The organism is Dyella sp. S184 (assembly GCF_009766065.1).
Classification (GTDB): Bacteria; Pseudomonadota; Gammaproteobacteria; order Xanthomonadales; family Rhodanobacteraceae; genus Rhodanobacter.
Genome location: NZ_LMUE01000002.1, coordinates 1,008,033 through 1,025,636, shown reverse-complemented (window position 1 = coordinate 1,025,636; position 17,604 = coordinate 1,008,033). Strand labels below are relative to the sequence as shown.

Sequence of the window (17,604 nt, the reverse complement as noted above, 5' to 3'; positions counted from 1 at the left end):
ATTCGATGATTTCCAGCCTCCAGACCGCTACTGCGCCTTCCGCGCGGAGCCTTGTGCTGGCTGGCAACAACAATAATCGCGCGAACAATAACGCCAACTTCTGGCGGGCCGACGCGTAGCTTCAAGTTTCCGAAACTCACGCGAAGAAGGCCCGCCCAGTGCGGGCCTTCTGCTTTTTGTTTCACGCGAATCCGTTCGCGAAATGCAAATTTCAACAAAGCCGATACCAACCACAAAGGACAGCAATCATGTGTGCGATCTTCGGAATGTTCGACCTGCAGCCGGGCGACGACCTCGCCGCATTGCGCCGGCAGGCGCTGGAGTTGTCACAGCGGCAGCGCCATCGCGGCCCGGACTGGAGTGGCGTATTCGTGGATGCCGGAGTGATCCTGGTGCACGAACGGCTGGCCATCGTGGATCCCGCCAGTGGCGCACAGCCGTTGCGTTCGCGCGATGGCGCACTGGCGCTGGCGGTGAACGGCGAGATCTACAACCACCAGGAGCTGCGTGCGGCCAGCGCCTATGACTTCACTACCGGCTCGGACTGCGAGGTGATCAATGCGCTGTATCGCGAACGCGGTGCCGATGTTTCCCTGGTGGATCTCGTCAACAAGCTCAATGGCATCTTCGCGTTTGCCTTGTGGGATGGCGAGGCTCGGCGCCACGTGATCGCGCGCGACCCGATCGGGGTCTGCCCGTTGTACTGGGGACACGATACGCAGGGCCGCTTGTGCGTAGCCTCGGAAATGAAGGCGCTGGTTGGCGTATGTGCCGATGTGGCACCGTTCCCGCCCGGCCATGTCTACGACAGCGCCGATGGCGAATTGCGTCGTTATTACCACAAGCCATGGCGCGATTATGAGCACACACGTGGCCATGAAATTGTTGCACCGGCATTGCGGCAGGCGTTCGAGCAGGCAGTGCATCGCCAGCTGATGACCGATGTCCCTTACGGCGTGCTGCTTTCAGGAGGACTGGATTCTTCACTGGTGGCGGCTTGTGCCGCGCAGTTTGCCCGTCACCGCATCGAAGAGGGTGATCGCACCGAAGCATGGTGGCCGCGACTGCACTCGTTCGCCATTGGCCTGGACGGCTCGCCGGATCTCGCGGCCGCGCAGATTGCGGCTGATGCGCTGGGCACCGTGCATCACGGCTTTGTCTACACCTTCTGGGAAGGCCTGGATGCGCTGCCCGAAGTGATCCGCCACATCGAGACCTACGACGTCACCACCATCCGTGCCGCCACGCCGATGTACCTGCTGGCGCGGCGGATCAAGGCGATGGGCGTGAAGATGGTGTTGTCCGGCGAAGGTTCGGACGAGCTGTTCGGCGGCTACCTGTACTTCCACAAGGCGCCGTCCGCCGAGGCATTCCACGAAGAGACCGTGCGCAAGCTCGATGCATTGCACAGTTACGACTGCCTGCGCGCGAACAAGGCGATGATGGCCTGGGGCGTCGAGGCGCGCGTGCCGTTCCTGGACCTCGAGTTCATCGACGTGGCGATGGGCATGGACGCGCAGCACAAGATGGCGGGGCAGGGCCGGATCGAGAAGGCCGCGTTGCGCGAGGCGTTCGAAGGCGCGTTGCCGGACTCCATCCTGTGGCGGCAGAAGGAACAGTTCAGCGACGGCGTCGGCTATGGCTGGATCGACGGGCTGAAGGCGCATGCGGAGCAGGCCATCAGTGATCGCGAATTCGCCGCGGCAGCGGCACGTTACCCGTTCAATACGCCGGCGACCAAGGAAGCGTATTTCTACCGGCGCATCTTTGAACAACACTTTCCGGGCGAGGCCTGCGCGGCTACCGTGCCGGGCGGCAAGTCGATCGCCTGCTCGTCAACCGCCGCACTGGCGTGGGACCCGGCCTTCGCGAATGCGGCCGATCCATCCGGGCGCGCCGTGCGTGGGGTGCATAGTCACGCATTGGCTTGACCGGTTTGCTATCCTGTACTGCTTTATCGGCGGCGTTTTGCAGCGCCTGAAACTTCAACTGGCTCAACCATGATCGAAATCAATCCGATCCTCGCGCAGATCGCGGACCTCAGGGGCCGCGTCGAGTCGCTTAGGGGGTATCTTTGACTACGCTACAAAAAGCGAACGTCTGGAAGAAGTAGGCCGCGAGCTGGAAAACCCGAACGTCTGGGACGATCCGGCACGCGCGCAGGAACTGGGCCGCGAGCGCGCCCGCCTGCACACCATCGTCAACGGCATCGACACGCTGACCGGCGGACTCACCGACTCCAGCGAACTGCTGGAGATGGCCGTCGCCGATGGCGACGAGGACACCGTCAATTCGGTGGTCAGCGATCTGGCCAGACTCGATGCACAGGTGAGCAAGCTGGAGTTCCAGCGCATGTTCTCCGGCAAGATGGATGCGACCAATGCGTTCGTCGACATCCAGGCTGGCGCCGGCGGTACCGAGGCGCAGGACTGGGCCGAGATGCTGCTGCGCATGTACCTGCGCTGGTGCGAATCGCGCGGCTGGAAGACCGAGCTGATGGAAGTCAGCGGCGGCGAAGTGGCTGGCATCAAGTCCGCCACGTTCCGGGTCGAGGGCGACTATGCCTACGGCTGGCTGAAGACCGAGATCGGCGTGCACCGGCTGGTGCGCAAGAGCCCGTTCGATTCGGACAACCGCCGGCATACCAGCTTTACCTCGGTGTTCGTGTCACCGGAAGTCGATGACGACATCGATATCGACATCAATCCGGCTGACTTGCGCACCGATGTCTACCGATCGTCCGGTGCCGGTGGCCAGCACGTCAACAAGACCGAATCAGCAGTACGTATCACGCATATCCCGACCAATACTGTGGTGGCCTGCCAGACCGGCCGCAGCCAGCACGCCAACCGCGCCACTGCGATGAAGATGCTGGCGGCCAAGCTGTACGAGCTGGAAGTGCAGAAGCGCAATGTCGAGCGCGATGCGCTGGAAGCCACCAAGTCCGACATCGGCTGGGGCAGCCAGATCCGCAATTACGTGCTCGACCAGAGTCGCATCAAGGATCTGCGCACCGGCATCGAACGCACCGACACGCAGAAGGTACTGGACGGCGACCTGGACGAATTCATCGAGGCCAGTCTCAAATCCGGTCTCGAGGCGGGTTCGAAACGCAGCGATGCGTGAGTACTGATCCGTTGAATCGGCCCGATCACCTGCAAGGAGTCCTGGCATGAACAGCAAGAAGATCTGCGGAATCCTTGTCGCATTCGCCGCACTTGTGGCGTTCAGCGGCACGGTTGGTGCGCAGCAGAGCTCATCCGGGCAGGGCGTCAAGCAGGATGCCAAGGCCGTCGGCCATGGGGTCGGCAACGGCGCCCGCGACATCGGCCACGCAACCAAGCACGTCGCCGTCTCGGTCGGGCATGGCGCGAAGAAGGCCGGTATCGCCGTCGGCCACGGCGCGCGCGATGGCTGGAATGCGACCAGGCATGCGGTCAAGCATGTGTTTCACAAGGACGATTGACGGGCGGCACCGTTCCGAAGAAAACCTCCCATGTTGTTTGCAACCCAACCATAAACTGAGAAACGTCCGACGCTCGGCACGAGCGCCGGCTGTAACGGAATCCCCATGAGTGAACCGGTCGACACCTTACCCATCGACGAAAACAAGCTGATCGCCGAGCGTCGCGAGAAACTGAATGCGCTGCGCGGGCACGGCATCGCGTTCCCGAACGACTTCAAGGTCGACAGTTTCGCCGGTGACCTGCAAGCCGAGTTCGCCGACAAGGACGTGCAGACGGCCGAGGTGATCGATGCGGCGGCACGTCGCGTGAAGATGGCCGGCCGCATCGTGCTGAAGCGCGTGCAGGGCAAGGTCAGTTTCGTGCAGTTGCAGGATTTCAGCGGCCGCATCCAGCTGTTCATTCATCAGGGCACGCTGGGCGAAACCTACGAAGCGTTCAAGGGCTGGGATGTGGGCGATATCGTGGGCGCCGAAGGCGTGCTCATGCGCACCAAGACCGGTGAGTTGTCGGTGCGTGTCGACGCCCTGCGTCTGCTGACCAAGAGCCTGCGTCCGCTGCCGGACAAGTTCCATGGTCTGGCCGACGTGGAGCAGCGCTATCGCCAGCGCTATGTCGACCTGATCGTCACGGAGGAAGCGCGGCGCACTTTCATGCAGCGCTCGAAGATCATCGGCTTCATGCGCCAGTGGCTTGAATCGCCCGCGCGCCGCTTCATGGAAGTGGAAACGCCGATGATGCACCTCATCCCCGGTGGTGCCACGGCCAAGCCGTTCATCACCCACCACAACGCGCTGGATATGGATCTGTATCTGCGCGTGGCGCCGGAGCTTTACCTCAAGCGCCTGGTGGTCGGCGGCTTCGACCGCGTCTACGAAATCAACCGCAACTTCCGCAACGAGGGCGTGTCGACCAGGCACAACCCCGAATTCACCATGCTGGAGCTGTACCAGGCCTACGCGACATATCACGAGGTGATGGATCTCACCGAGGAGCTGATCCGCGACACCGCGCAGACCGTGCTCGGTACCACCGAGCTCATGTGGGATGGCGCAGCGATCGACGTCGGCCCGGCGTTCCGTCGCTGGCGCATGGAAGACGCCGTGCTGGAGCACAACCCGGAGATCAAACGCGAGGAGCTGCGTGATCGCGAGGCGATGGCGGCCCATGCGAAGCGTCTGCACGCGCAGGTCAAGCCCGGCTATGGCTGGGGCAAGCTGCTGCTGGAAATCTTCGAGAAAACCGTCGAGCACACCCTGATCCAGCCCACCTTCATCACCGACCATCCAGTCGAGGTGTCGCCGCTGGCGCGTGAAAGCGATATCGACAAGGGCATCACCGATCGCTTCGAGCTGTTCGTCAACGGCAAGGAAATCGCCAATGGCTTCTCGGAGTTGAACGACCCGGAAGACCAGGCCGCACGCTTCCAGGCCCAGGTCGATGCCAAGGATGCCGGCGACGACGAGGCGATGCACTTCGACGCCGACTACATCCGTGCACTGGAAGTCGGCCTGCCGCCCACCGGTGGTCTCGGCATCGGCATCGACCGACTGGTGATGCTGCTGACCGACTCCGCCTCGATCCGCGATGTGCTGCTGTTCCCCTATATGCGCCCGGAGGCCTGAGCTATGTGGTACGCGATCATTGGCACCGATAACACGGACTCCCTGGACGCGCGCAAGGCCACGCGCCCGGCGCATCTGGCCCGCCTGCAGCAGCTGCAGGACGAAGGACGCATGCTGCTGGCCGGCCCATTTCCGGCGATTGATGCGGAAGATCCAGGCCCGGCCGGTTTCACTGGCAGCCTGATCGTGGCCGAGTTCGCCTCGTTGGCCGAGGCGGAAAGCTGGGCCAAGGCCGATCCCTACGTCGCTGCCGGCGTGTATCGCGACACCACCGTAAAGCCGTTCCGTAAAGTGTTGCCAGCCGCATGACAGGGACTGTACAGCCCGTCCTCGAGCAAATCCGCGAGCGCCTGCAGGCGGCGTTCGCGCCGAGCGAGCTGGAAGTGCTGGACGAAGGCCACAAGCACGCCGGCCATGCGGGGGAGGGCAAGGGACACTTCCATGTACGGATCATCAGCGCCGCGTTCGCCGGTCAGCCGCCGATCAAGTGCCACCGGATGGTCTATGCGGTGCTCGATGGGCTGATGAATGACGGCATTCATGCATTGTCGATCGATGCAAAAGCAGAGTAAGCGCGTGCCCGAAAGCTCTGTATGGCATGGCGTTGGCGCTGGGGATTACCTTCTGGTAAACGTGAAGGTCGGGTTGATCGGGGACAAATATGCAGGGTAACCAGGCTGCAGAAGACACTTGGGGACGATTGACCCGACAAGTCACCATGGTGACGGCCGCATTCGTCGTCGCCTATACCGTCTGGTATCTGCTCTGGCACAGCGACTTCACCAACGACGACCTGGACTATCTGGTGATCATGCAGCACACCGGGTTCTGGCAGTTCGTGCTGGCTCCGGCAGATGTGCATTACGCACCTCTGCATGAAGTGCTCACGTGGCTGATTTACCACATCTCCCCGATGAATTTTGCCGTTGCAGTGGCCGTCCTGATGATTTTTCACATCGGAACGTTGATCTATCTTGCCTGCAGCTTGCGCCTCTTGAATGCGGGGCAAGCAAGTGGCCTCATCGTCTGCGGTTATGCCGCATGCAGTTTGATCGTCTCAGGGTTGGCCTGGTGGGCGCATGCCGAACAGCGAGTGCCATACGTATTCCTCGATGTCTGTGCGATCTACCACTACCTTGCGTGGCTCAGAAGTGGACGTGGTGCCCATTTGTGGATTGCTGCGCTGGCATTCGTGGCCGCATTAGGCTTTTACGAAAAAGCGGTATTGATCCCGTTTCACATGCTGGTGATCGGCTACCTGAGTGACGAAGCGCGCTTCCGCACCCAACTGCGCAAAACCGTTTGGCCACCCATGCTGTTCGCTCTCGGATCAGCGGCATTTATCCTGGCATATCTCCATTTTCTCCCCGCTAGCGGGAGGGCTGCGCTGCCTGTTGCCATTCGAGCCGACCTGGAGTTCGTGAAGGTACTGCTCGCGGGTGCAGCCGGGCTCGGAATTGAGGCGGTTCATGATGTTCCCATTCACGGACTGTCCTTCCGTCTGGCAGGGGTGTTGCTGCTCCTGTGCGCCATGTTTGGATGGAGCCTTTGGCGTGGACGGGGCAGTTGGAAAATCCTGCCCGTGATGCTGCTGGTACTTCTGTTCGATTACCTGCCAATCGCCGTTTCGAACCGTATCGCATGGTACGGTCTAGAGCTTCCCCGTGAATATCGGTACCACTATGAAGAGCTTCAACTGGTGGCACTCTTCGTCGGTATATGGTGCGCGCGAGTTGCTGCTGCTTCCGTACCGGTTTGCCGTCGAAAGCTGGTCTGGTTGGCGGGTTTTACCCTGGTGCTGGCTTATGCGGCGATCAATACGGTCAACTCGCAGATGTCGCGGCTTAAGCCCTTGAGCTGGCTATGGGTCATGGATCACTCGCACATTTACCTCGAGCATTTGCGTGAAGATCTGGCGGGCATCAGGGATCAAGCTCCAGTGTTCGAGAACGACAAACTGCCACGCTATCTGACGCTTTTCGGATTCACGCCCGATACCCGTACGTTGCTCCCGCTGTTTGAACCAAACGTTCGTTTTGATGATGCGGCCAGCCCGCGCTATAAGGTGTTACAGGATGGTCATATCGAGCGTGCCCGGTAACCCAGCCATGTGTTAACCCCTGAAGGTTCGCCGCGCTGCTCCCGGTTCGATAAACTGAGCCGCTGTCAATTGCTACAGGGTTGTGTCCGACCCACCTACAGGCATCCCATGCGTCTGAGTACCATCAAACTCGCCGGTTTCAAGTCCTTTGTGGACCCAACCACCCTGCATTTGCCGAGCAACATGATCGGCGTGGTCGGCCCGAATGGCTGCGGCAAATCCAACATCATCGATGCGATCCGCTGGGTGATGGGCGAGAGCGCAGCCAGCCGCCTGCGCGGTGATTCGCTGACCGACGTGATCTTCTCCGGCTCCAACACGCGCAAACCGGTTGGGCAGGCCACCGTCGAGCTGATCTTCGACAACAGCGATGGGACGATTCAGGGCGAGTACGGCCAGTACGCCGAGATTTCGGTGAAACGACAGGTGACCCGCGACGGCCAGTCCGCGTATTTCCTGAACGGCGCGCGCTGCCGCCGCCGCGACATCACCGACCTGTTCCTCGGCACCGGCCTGGGGCCGCGCAGCTACTCGATCATCGAGCAGGGCATGATCAGCCAGATCATCGATGCGCACCCGGAAGAACTGCGCACGCATCTGGAAGAGGCCGCCGGCATCTCCAAGTACAAGGAGCGCCGCAAGGAAACCGAGAGCCGCATCAAGGCCACCCGCGAGAACCTCGACCGCGTGCGTGACGTGCGCGACGAGGTGGACAAGCAGCTCGAGCATCTCAATCGTCAGGCCCGCGCCGCCGAGCGCTGGAAGGCCTTGAAGGAAGAACAGACGCGCAAGGAGGCCGAGCTGCGTGCTCTCGAATACCGCGGCCTGAAGAGCCAGCATGAAGGCGAGGGCGCGGGCCTGTCCGCGGCCGAGATCGAGATCGAGAAACAGCTGGCAGGGCAGCGCCAGATCGAGGCGCAGCTGGAAAGCGTGCGAGAGCATCACACCGGTGCCAGCGAGCATCTGAACGCAGTACAGGCTGAGGTGTACAAGGTCGGCGCCGAGATTGCCCGGGTCGAACAGCAGGTGCGCCACAACCGTGAAACCGCCGACCGACTGCAGCGCGCGCATGGCGACGCCGAGCGCGAACACGTCGAGCTGGCCGCGCACATCGCCACCGACAGCCAGCAGATCGAAACACTGCGCTTGGCGCTGGCCGAAGGCGAACCGAAGCTCGAAGCCTTGCAGCAGCTGCAGGACGACACGGCCGAAGCCCAACGGGACGCTGAGACCAAACTGGCCGACTGGCAGCAGCGCTGGGACAACCACACCCGCAACGCCGGCGAATCCAGCCGTGCGGCCGAGGTGGAACGCACCAAGCTCAACTACCTGGATCGCCAGAGCATCGATCTGTCCAGGCGCCGCGAAGCGCTGGAAGCCGAACAGAAAGCCACCGATGTGGCTGCGCTGGATGCTGCCGGTGAACAGCTGCATGGCGAGCACGACACCCAGCGTGAACGCGTCGAAACACTCGGCAGCCTGCTCGACCAGCACAAATCCAGCCACGAGAAAGTGCAGGAAGAAGAGCGCCAGGTGCAGTCGGCGCTAAACGAGGCGCGCCAGCAATTGCAGGCCGCCCGTGGTCGGCATGCCTCACTGGAAGCGCTGCAACACGCTGCGCTCGGCCAGGAGGAAAGCGCCGCCAGCGGTTGGCTGGCCCGGCTCGGGTTGGACAAATCGCGTCGGCTCGGTGAATCGCTGCAGGTCGAAGCCGGCTGGGAAACCGCCGTGGAAACCGCCTTGAGCGGTTTCCTGGACAGCGTGCTGGTGGACGGTTCGCACACACTGGCTGCCGAATTCGGCGCGCTCGACAACGCCGACGTCGCCCTGCTCGATGCCGCCGACGGTGGTGCCAATACAGCCGGCACCCTGGCTGCGCATGTGCGCGGACCGGCAGCGGCAATGGCGATCCTCGGCCATGTGCTGACGGCTGAATCACTTGATGATGCTCATCAACGTGTAGCTTCGTTGTCCGCACTGGCGCCGTATCAATCGGTGATTACCCGCAGTGGCGAGTGGCTGGGTCCGGGCTGGGCGCGCGTGCGTCGTGCGCAAGGCAGCCAGGTGGGCGTGTTGGCGCGCGAGCGCGAGATACGCCTGCTGGCCGAGCAGATCGAGACGCTGGAAGCGCAACTGGAAGAAGCCAGCGAACGGCTGGATAGCTTGCGTACCAGCAAGTTCGAAACCGAGCGAGCGCGCGATGATGCGCAGCGCGAGCTGTACAACGCGCATCGCCGCCAGTCCGAGCTCGCCGGGCAGTTGCAGAGCCATCGCGGCAAGCTGGAAACCGCCCGTGCCCGCGCCGAGAAGGTCACCGGTGAACTGGCCGACCTGGCCGCCCAGCTGGATGACATGCAGGGCCAGACCCGTGATGCGCGCGCGCGGCTAGACGAATCCGTCGGCCTGATGGGCGATCTGGAAGACCAGCGCCGCGAACTGGAAAATGAGCGGCGTGCGCTGCTCGAGGCGCGCGAGGAAGCGCGGATGAACGCGCGCGAGGCAGCCGACCAGTCGCACTCACTGGCGCTGGGTCTTGAATCGAAGCGTTCCGCGCTGGCTTCGCTGGAACAGGCGCTGGGTCGGATGGATTCGCAACTGCGCCAGATCGAGGCGCGTCGTACGGAAATCACCGAGCAGCTTGCGGCCGGCTCCGATCCGATCGCCGAACTGGAGAACGAGCGCCAGACCTACCTGGACCAGCGTCTGCTGGTCGACAAGCAATTGGTGGACGCACGCCGTGCGCTGGAAGATTGCGACCTGGAATTCCGCAAGCTGGAACAGCAACGCCATCTGGCGGAGCAGGGCCTGGCCACACTGCGCGAGAGCCTGTCCGAGAAACGCCTCTCCGCACAGGCATTGCATCTGCGCGCCGAACAGCTGGCCCAGGCGATTGCTGCCTCCGGCCTCGAGCTGGAAACGCTGCTGGCGGAACTGGCCGAGAACATCGACGCCGACCAGTGGCGTCAGCAACTCGGTGATCTCGCGCAGAAGATCGCCCGACTGGAGCCGGTCAACCTCGCCGCGATTCAGGAACATGCCGAGCAGAGCGAGCGCAAGACCTACCTGGACAACCAGCTGGCCGATCTCGTCAGCGCGATGGAAACGCTGGAAGGCGCGATCAAGAAGATCGATCGCGAGACCCGCCAGCGCTTCAAGGAAACCTTCGACAAGGTCAACGCTGGCGTGCAGGAGTTGTTCCCACGCCTGTTCGGTGGCGGCCACGCGTATCTGGAACTGACTGGCGACGACCTGCTGAATACCGGCGTGTCGATCATGGCGCGGCCGCCCGGCAAGCGCATCTCCAACATCACGCTGCTCTCCGGCGGCGAGAAGGCGCTCACAGCCGTTTCGCTGGTGTTTGCCATCTTCGGCCTCAATCCTGCACCGTTCTGCCTGCTCGACGAGGTAGACGCACCGCTGGACGAAGCCAACGTCGGGCGTTTCTCCAGCCTGGTCAGGGAGATGAGCGAGAAAGTGCAATTCATCTTCATCAGCCACAACAAGGCCACGATGGAAGCGGCTACCCAGCTGTGCGGCGTGACCATGAATGAGCCGGGCGTATCGCGACTGGTGCAGGTGGATCTCGCTGAAGCGGCTAAACTGGCAGGAGCTGCCTGAGGACTCCATGATGACGCAACCCTTGCTCGCTTTCGCCTGGAACCCGGTCCTCGGCATACCGCTGTTGATCGTCGGCCTGATCGTGCTGGCCCTCATCTGGCTGTTCGGCCAGCCGAAGAAGGAGCAGGGCACGCGACGTCCTGTCCAAGGTGAACACACAGGCGAACGCCGCGAGCCTACGCTGGGCGAACGGAGCCTGGCAGACGATCCGGTATTCAGTGCGCTCGATCAGTCCGGGTACGGCGATCATCATCACGATGCGCCACAGCCACAGCAGGGTGAGCTGGAGGTTGGCTTGCGCGAGGAACTCGAACGGCTGGGCGCCACGCTCTCTGGCGAACGTAATGCTGCCAAGCCGAAGCCCACGCTGGAAGGTCATGCTGCCTCCATCGTGGACGCGCTGCGGGCACCGAGCTCCAGTGGCGAACCCCCGCGTCCAGTCACCGCTCCAGTCACTGCCACCGCCGCAGCTGCCGAGGCGCCCACAACGGCGGCGAAGACTCCACCACGCTCGGATCTTGGTCGGCGTCCAGCCCAACTGCAGGTGGAACGCATCGTCACGCTGTTCGTGGTCGCGCGCGAAGGCGAGCACTTCAACGGCCCGAATATGGTGGTAGCCGCTGAAAAAGCCGGCCTCGAATTCGGCGACATGGGCATCTATCACCGGCTGGTCGACGGCAAGCGCGAACTTGGCCCGATCTTCAGCGTGGCCAACATGCTCAAGCCCGGCAATTTCGATCTGGGCAAGCTGGATACGTTACGTACGCCCGGCGTGAGCTTCTTCATGACGTTGCCCGGACCCTTGCCAGCGCTCGATGCATGGGATGCGATGCTGCCCACCGCGCAGCGGCTGGCTGAGCTGCTGGACGGTCTCGTGCTCGACGAGGAGCGCAACGCACTCGGGCGCCAGCGCATCGCGCATATCCGTGACCAGCTGCGCGGCTGGGACCGCGACCACGAAGGCAAGGAAATCATCTTCGGGCGATGAGCATCCGTCTGGTTGGCTCAATTGAAGGGCTGCTCTCCTTCAGTCGATAAAGGGCATAACTGGAAGATGGTTACTTACCAGATCAGATCGTCAGGGACTTGGAACTGTTTGTAGTACTCGTCGTCCCCGCTCGTCTGAGCGATCGCTTCGACGCGCCCATGGTCGAGCACGATCATGGCTGCGTCGCGATCGTAGACCTTGTCGGCAGCAGGGCGAGGCAGCAGTTCATAGCCTGAGTCGTGGCGGACGATAACCAGTGTGCCGTTGGCCAGCTGCGCGCGTAGCGGTTCGTTGACCAGCAGGCTCTTGATCATGTCGCCGTCGGTGAAGCGGTAAGCGATCTCGCCTTCGCGTTTCACCTTGTGCATCTCCACGATCTGACGAACCTGCGCGCGTTGCTCGTTGGCGCGGGACTGCGCGTTGCGTTCGGCAGCCAGCGCACGATCGCGTTCCGCACGCTCGACCTGCAAGCGCTGTGCATCCACCTGTTCGGTGCTGGGTGGCGCCGGCGTCTTGCCCTGGCGCTGCTTGGTCTGCTCACGCACTACCTGGGCGGCCTTGGCCTTGTTGACCAAGCCGGCCTTGAGCAGTTGTTCCTGCAGGGGATTACGCATACGAAGACGGAGATTGGCTTGGCGGGATTGCGGGGGCAATTGTAACGCTGTCGCCCACACGCAGCCCGATCCGACGCGTCAGTTGACTGACGAACGCCGTAATTGTACTGGGGTGAATAGATCAGAATGCCATCGGCCCGACCAACACCGATCGGAATGGGTGTTCAACATGGCCGAAATCCGCAACATAGCCATCAATTCGCTGCGACATGTATGTACTAACAAGGTGTGCGCTCATAAAGTTGCGTTGCAAGTTTGAGGGAAGCCCTATGCGTATCAGCAAGTCACTTCTTTCCCTGGCATGCCTGATTTCCCTGGCCGGTTGCGTCACTCACAGCCGCAAGCCGCCGCCACCCACGCTCATCTCGAACACGGCGCCTATCGGCTTCGATGCCAGCATACGTATCGTCACGACGGATCGGCATCGCTTCTCCACCATTTCACCACCCATTATTCAGGGATTGCGTCAGGTTGCACACGGCGGCCCGGTAAATATTCTCGCGTTGTCGGGAGGCGGATCCGGAGGAGCGTTTGGTGCTGGCGCCCTGGCCGGCATGACGCGAGGGGATAACCGACCGGACTTTCAGCTGGTTACCGGAGTGAGTGCTGGAGCTTTGATCGCTCCGTTTGCGTTCCTGGGTTCCTTGTGGGATCCCGCATTGCAGGATGCCTTCGGAGGTGAACGGAGCTACTTGATACATTCACCGAAGTCGAGCTTTCTGGCACGACTGCTCTTTCCTTCCGGCCTGGGAAACCACGGGCGGCTTTATGAGCTCGTGGATCACTTCGTTACACCCAAGATGGTCGCTGACGTGGCAGCCGAAACCTCGAAGGGGCGAAGGTTGATCATCGCCACGACCGATCTCGACAAGCGGGAAACGGTGCTTTGGGACATGGGCGCTATTGCGGTGCATGGTGGCACCGCAGCCAGACAGCTGTTCCGTGATGTGCTTATCGCGTCCGCGAGCGTGCCAGGCATGTTTCCGCCCGTGATTATCCACGTCAGCGATGGGGTTCATTCCTATGACGAACTGCATGTGGATGGCAGCGTGACCACGCCATTTTTCATCACCCCGCTGGTCGCGGATGTTGTATCGACGAGTCTCGATCAACTGAATGGATCGAACGTCTATGTGATCGTAAACAGTCAACTGGCGAGCCCGCCTCATGAATCGTCGCTCGAGACCTTCGAACTTCTCGGCAGGAGCTTCTCTGCACAACTGATGTACAAAACGAAGGAAACGATTGCCCTCGTCGACAGCGTGACAAGAGAGCATCACATGCAGCTTCGGATTGCCGTGATACCTGCAGACTATCCGGATCACAGCTTCGCCGACTTTCGTTTGAAGAGCTTGCAGCAGCTTTTTGATTACGGCGCCGACTGCGCCACACGCGGACTGTTGTGGGCAACACCAGAGCAAGGCATTCGGCGGGACCAGGCCACCATAATCGGTAGCCCGCATGCTGTGGTGTCTTGTCCGGGTTCGGCTGCTACGTCATCCAGACCCGATGGCGCTACGCAGCTTGCAAGGTAGTCCTTCTTTCCAACGTTCAAGCCGTTATGACAAGGACTTCGGCAGCCGCCTAGCCCGATGATGTCAGACAGTCATCCAACGATCCCAGGGTGGATCACCGGCGAACTCCTGTTACAGGAACTCTGTGAACGTGTGGACCTTCGCGGACACGAATCGACGTGTCGGGTAGATGATCACTGCATCGGTATGCGGTGGTTGCCATTTCGGCAATAGTGGCACCAACTCACCGCGCGCAAGATCGTCGCCGACGATGAATGTCGGCAACAGAATGATCCCTTGCGCTGCAAGCGCGGCACTGCGGAGTAGATCACCACTGTCAGCGCGGAAGTCCCCGCGAACGCGTACGGTAACGACACCGTCCGCGCCCTCGAGCGGCCAGCGACCTTCGAACCCGCCGCTCGGTAGCGTCAGGCAGTTGTGTTCTGCCAGGTCCTCTGGCGTGCGTGGTGTGCCGTGGCGCTTGAGATAGTCCGGCGCCGCGCAAACCACCAGTCGCACCACAGTCAGCCGACGTGCCACACAGGTGGGAGGAATCTCCAGCGACAGGCGCAGGGCGAGATCGAAGCCTTCCTCGATCAGGTCGACGCGCCGATCCGTGGCATGTACTTCAAGTTCCACCTCGGGATACTTCATGCGGTATCGGGGAAATAGGTCGGACAGGTGACGAACCCCAAACGAGAGCGGCACGCTGATGCGCAGCCGCCCTCGTGGTGTCGTCGTTGCTGAACCGACCTCGGCTTCCGCTTCTTGCAGGTCGGTCAGCAATTGCGTCGCGCGTTCGATAAAGCGGTGGCCGGCATCCGTCAGATGAAGCCGGCGCGTCGTTCGCTGCAGCAGGCGTGTGCCGAGATGCTCTTCGAGCTCGGCGATCAGCCGCGACACCGAGGTGGTCGACATGCCGAGCTTCTCGGCGCCGCGCACAAAACTGCCGGCTTCGACCACTTTCGAGAATGCCTGACCGCTTTCCTGGCCGGGAGATCCATGCCGGTCGTGCGCTACTACATTGGTGGTCAACTCGTGCCAAGCTCCATGGCGGTCCATGGTCATGCGTACCATTAATGGCGAGCCATGTAGATGCGACATTGCCAGGTCATTGCACTTGGTTCGACTGACCAGCTTACTTTTGGGGTTTTGGCAGCGCATGCTATGCGCGCAATGGCGCGGAAAAGACACTGGATATGGCAGAAACGCAGGATTCATCACACTCCGAATTGACACCGTGCCAGCGAGAACTGGAGGCATCTCTTGGTCGCTTGCTTCAGTTGGAGAGTCTCTTTACGCACATTGCTGACCCGATATTCGTTATCGAATTCGACGGTCGCATCATTGACGCGAATCCCGCGGTCTCTACGGCCTTGGGTTACACCCGCGACGAATTGCTGTCCTTCCATCTGTGGGACGTTGTGCTCGGCGCACCGAAGGAAGAAATTATTGAGCTTGTGGAAAGCAAGCCGCTTGGTGTGCCGGTTACGTTGCAAAGCCGCTGCAAGACCAAGAGCGGGTACCAGCCGATCATTGATCTGAGCCTGGCGCGCTGCGTTCTTGAGGAGCGCCATCTCATCGTTGTGACCTGTCGGGATGTCACAACACAATGCCTGGCGAATGAACAGCTGGAGAGCGCTCTGGCTGCGGTCAAGGAATCGAAAGAACGCCTGCAACGGAATGAGGCCTATCTGGCGGAGGCCCAACGGCTGAGTCGCACCGGCAGTTTCGGCTGGAACGTTGCCACAGGTGAGTTTTTCTGGTCCGCGGAGACATTTTGCATTGTGGGGTATGACCGAGAAACAACCCCGACCTTGGATCTTGTCTTCCAGCGCCTCCACCCGGAAGACATCGCGTTCGTGCGAGAGACGATTGATCGTGCGGCCCGTGACGAGGCGAATCTGGATTTCAAACATCGCCTCCTGATGCCGGACGGTATGGTCAAGCATGTCCACGTCCTGGCGCAACCCACGAGAAACCGAACCGGTGCGCTGGAGTTTATCGGTGCCTTGATGGACATCACTGACCAGAAGCGCGCCGAGGAAGCCTTGTGCCGGAGCGAAGCGTATCTGACCGAGGCGCAAAAATTGAGTGGCACGGGCAGCTGGTGTCTGCGCGTGGCCAGCCGGGAGCTCATCTCCTCTGCGCAGACCGTGCGCATAGGAGGGTGGGATCCGGGCACCAATCCCTCACTTGAGCAGGCGCTTGAGCGAGTACATCCGGATGACCGGATGCGTGTTCAAACAACGCTGGAAAAGGCACTGCAGGATGGAACCTTCCTTGAGTACGAACATCGGTTGTTGATGCCCGATGGAACGATCAGGCATGTGCACACGGTTGCTAACCCCATGCGGGATGCTGCGGGCCAACTGGAGTACGTCGGTGCCGTGATCGACATCACGGAGAAGAAGAAGTCCGAGGATGCGCTGCATGAGGCAGCCGAAGCCTTGCGTCTATCCGAGCATCTTGCCCGCGGTCAGTTGGCGGCGCTGACCCGCACACTGGATTCGCTTGCACAAGAATTCGATCCGGACAAACTGCCGAAGCACGTCGTGACGACGATACTCACTCAGATGGATGCGCATAGCGTCACGGTCTGGGAACGAAACGCCGATGTGCTGGATATCCTGGGCGTCGTAGAGGGAGGGCGCTTCAAGACGAGCATCGAAGCAGGGTATTTTGGGGGGAGCATCTCCATTCTAAAGAATACGCCGCCGCTCTGGAGCGATGCTCTCAAGGTTGGGATGCACTTTGTAATTGAGGACATCAGTAAGGATCCTGCGCGAATCATCCTTGCTGATGGCCGCACTGCCGTCTGGCCTACAGCCGAGTTGCCCAGACCGTTTGCCGATCTGAAGACGTATTTCATGACTTCGGGTGTTAGCGCATTGCTGATTGCGCCCATGGTGATGGCCGGTCAGCTTGTTGGCATCATCGGCATCCGCTTCACGGGCTCCCGGGTCTTCGGAGCGGAGGAGATCGAATTGACGAAAGCGCTTGCCCATCAGGCAACGCTGGCAATCCGGCTCATGCGCTTGTCCCAGCAGAGCCGGGAGGCTGCGGTATTGGCAGAACGCAACCGGATGGCACGCGACATCCATGACACGTTGGCACAAGGTTTTACGGGTGTCATCGTGCAGCTGGAGGCCGCGAAAGGCACGCTCCTGCGACATGACGGCACCAGTACGAACATGCATATCGAGCGTGCCAGCGAACTGGCACGTGCGAGCCTGCGCGAAGCGCGTCGCTCGGTGCGTGCCTTGCGGCCACATTCGCTGCGCAACGCGACTTTGTGCGCGGCGCTTGAAGATTTGCTCAGAAAAATGGCGGAATGCGCTCAACTGAAAGCGTCGTTTCGGGTCATAGGCCAGGAACAAGCGATGCCAGCACAGTGGGAAGAGGATCTGTTGCGCATCGCTCAGGAAGCGCTGACCAATACGATCAAACACGGGCAGGCACGACATTTCCGGATCACGCTTCGTTTTGGTCAGGAAGACATCGAACTGCAATTGGCCGATGATGGACGAGGCTTCGATGTGGATGCCGAACACGAAGGTTTTGGTCTGATGGGCATGATGGAACGCGTAGAGCGCATGAAAGGTGGCTTCGCGATTCGTTCGAAGCCAGATTCTGGAACCGAGATAGTTGTCATCTTGCGCATCCCGATAGACGAGTAG

Annotated in this window: 13 protein-coding genes; 11 read left to right on the top strand and 2 right to left on the bottom strand. The window is 61.2% G+C overall.

Annotated elements, in window-relative coordinates:
• Positions 1–248 precede the first annotated feature (248 nt).
• The 9 genes from asnB (at position 249) to zipA (ending at position 11,796) form a co-directional block, all read left to right on the top strand.
• Positions 249–1,931 (top strand): asparagine synthase B, encoded by a 1,683-nt coding sequence (gene asnB, locus GSQ75_RS04390; protein ID WP_158753279.1) that lies wholly within the window; start codon positions 249–251, stop codon positions 1,929–1,931.
• Between the two features lie 69 nt (positions 1,932–2,000).
• A protein-coding gene (prfB, locus tag GSQ75_RS04385) for a peptide chain release factor 2 (RefSeq protein WP_158753278.1) occupies positions 2,001–3,126 on the top strand; the annotation gives its coding sequence in 2 pieces (ribosomal slippage) (positions 2,001–2,075 and positions 2,077–3,126; 1,125 coding nt in all).
• A 46-nt stretch (positions 3,127–3,172) separates the two neighbouring features.
• Positions 3,173–3,466, top strand: a complete 294-nt coding sequence (locus tag GSQ75_RS04380; protein ID WP_158753277.1) for a hypothetical protein — start codon at positions 3,173–3,175, stop codon at positions 3,464–3,466.
• 105 nt (positions 3,467–3,571) lie between these two features.
• Positions 3,572–5,089 carry a lysine--tRNA ligase gene (lysS, locus tag GSQ75_RS04375; protein WP_158753276.1) on the top strand — a complete coding sequence of 506 codons (1,518 nt, stop codon included), beginning with the start codon at positions 3,572–3,574 and terminating at the stop codon, positions 5,087–5,089.
• A 3-nt stretch (positions 5,090–5,092) separates the two neighbouring features.
• A complete protein-coding gene (locus tag GSQ75_RS04370) occupies positions 5,093–5,398 on the top strand; it encodes a YciI family protein (protein ID WP_158753275.1) in 306 nt (101 codons plus the stop codon).
• A complete protein-coding gene (locus GSQ75_RS04365; RefSeq protein WP_158753274.1) occupies positions 5,395–5,661 on the top strand; it encodes a BolA family protein in 267 nt (88 codons plus the stop codon). Before GSQ75_RS04370 ends, GSQ75_RS04365 begins: the two co-directional genes overlap by 4 nt.
• Positions 5,662–5,807: 146 nt before the next feature.
• Positions 5,808–7,190, top strand: coding sequence for a hypothetical protein (locus GSQ75_RS04360; protein ID WP_158753273.1), 1,383 nt, complete (start codon positions 5,808–5,810; stop codon positions 7,188–7,190).
• Positions 7,191–7,298: 108 nt separating this feature from the next.
• A complete protein-coding gene (gene smc / locus GSQ75_RS04355; protein ID WP_158753272.1) occupies positions 7,299–10,808 on the top strand; it encodes a chromosome segregation protein SMC in 3,510 nt (1,169 codons plus the stop codon).
• A gap of 7 nt (positions 10,809–10,815) precedes the next feature.
• Complete coding sequence (gene zipA / locus GSQ75_RS04350; RefSeq protein WP_158753271.1) at positions 10,816–11,796, top strand: cell division protein ZipA; 981 nt, start codon at positions 10,816–10,818, stop codon at positions 11,794–11,796.
• 74 nt (positions 11,797–11,870) lie between these two features.
• Here zipA and GSQ75_RS04345 read toward each other — a convergent pair whose 3' ends face one another.
• The gene (locus GSQ75_RS04345) at positions 11,871–12,410 is read right to left on the bottom strand and encodes a DUF2058 domain-containing protein (protein WP_158753270.1); all 540 of its coding nucleotides are present in this window, start codon (positions 12,408–12,410) and stop codon (positions 11,871–11,873) included.
• Between the two features lie 269 nt (positions 12,411–12,679).
• Here GSQ75_RS04345 and GSQ75_RS04340 point away from each other — a divergent pair, with 269 nt between their 5' ends.
• Positions 12,680–13,945, top strand: coding sequence for a patatin-like phospholipase family protein (locus tag GSQ75_RS04340; RefSeq protein ID WP_158753269.1), 1,266 nt, complete (start codon positions 12,680–12,682; stop codon positions 13,943–13,945).
• A gap of 111 nt (positions 13,946–14,056) precedes the next feature.
• Here GSQ75_RS04340 and GSQ75_RS04335 read toward each other — a convergent pair whose 3' ends face one another.
• Entirely contained in the window at positions 14,057–15,088 is a 1,032-nt protein-coding gene (locus GSQ75_RS04335; protein ID WP_216840603.1) for a LysR family transcriptional regulator, read from the bottom strand.
• Positions 15,089–15,123: 35 nt separating this feature from the next.
• Here GSQ75_RS04335 and GSQ75_RS04330 point away from each other — a divergent pair, with 35 nt between their 5' ends.
• The gene (locus tag GSQ75_RS04330) at positions 15,124–17,604 is read left to right on the top strand and encodes a PAS domain-containing sensor histidine kinase (RefSeq protein ID WP_158753268.1); all 2,481 of its coding nucleotides are present in this window, start codon (positions 15,124–15,126) and stop codon (positions 17,602–17,604) included.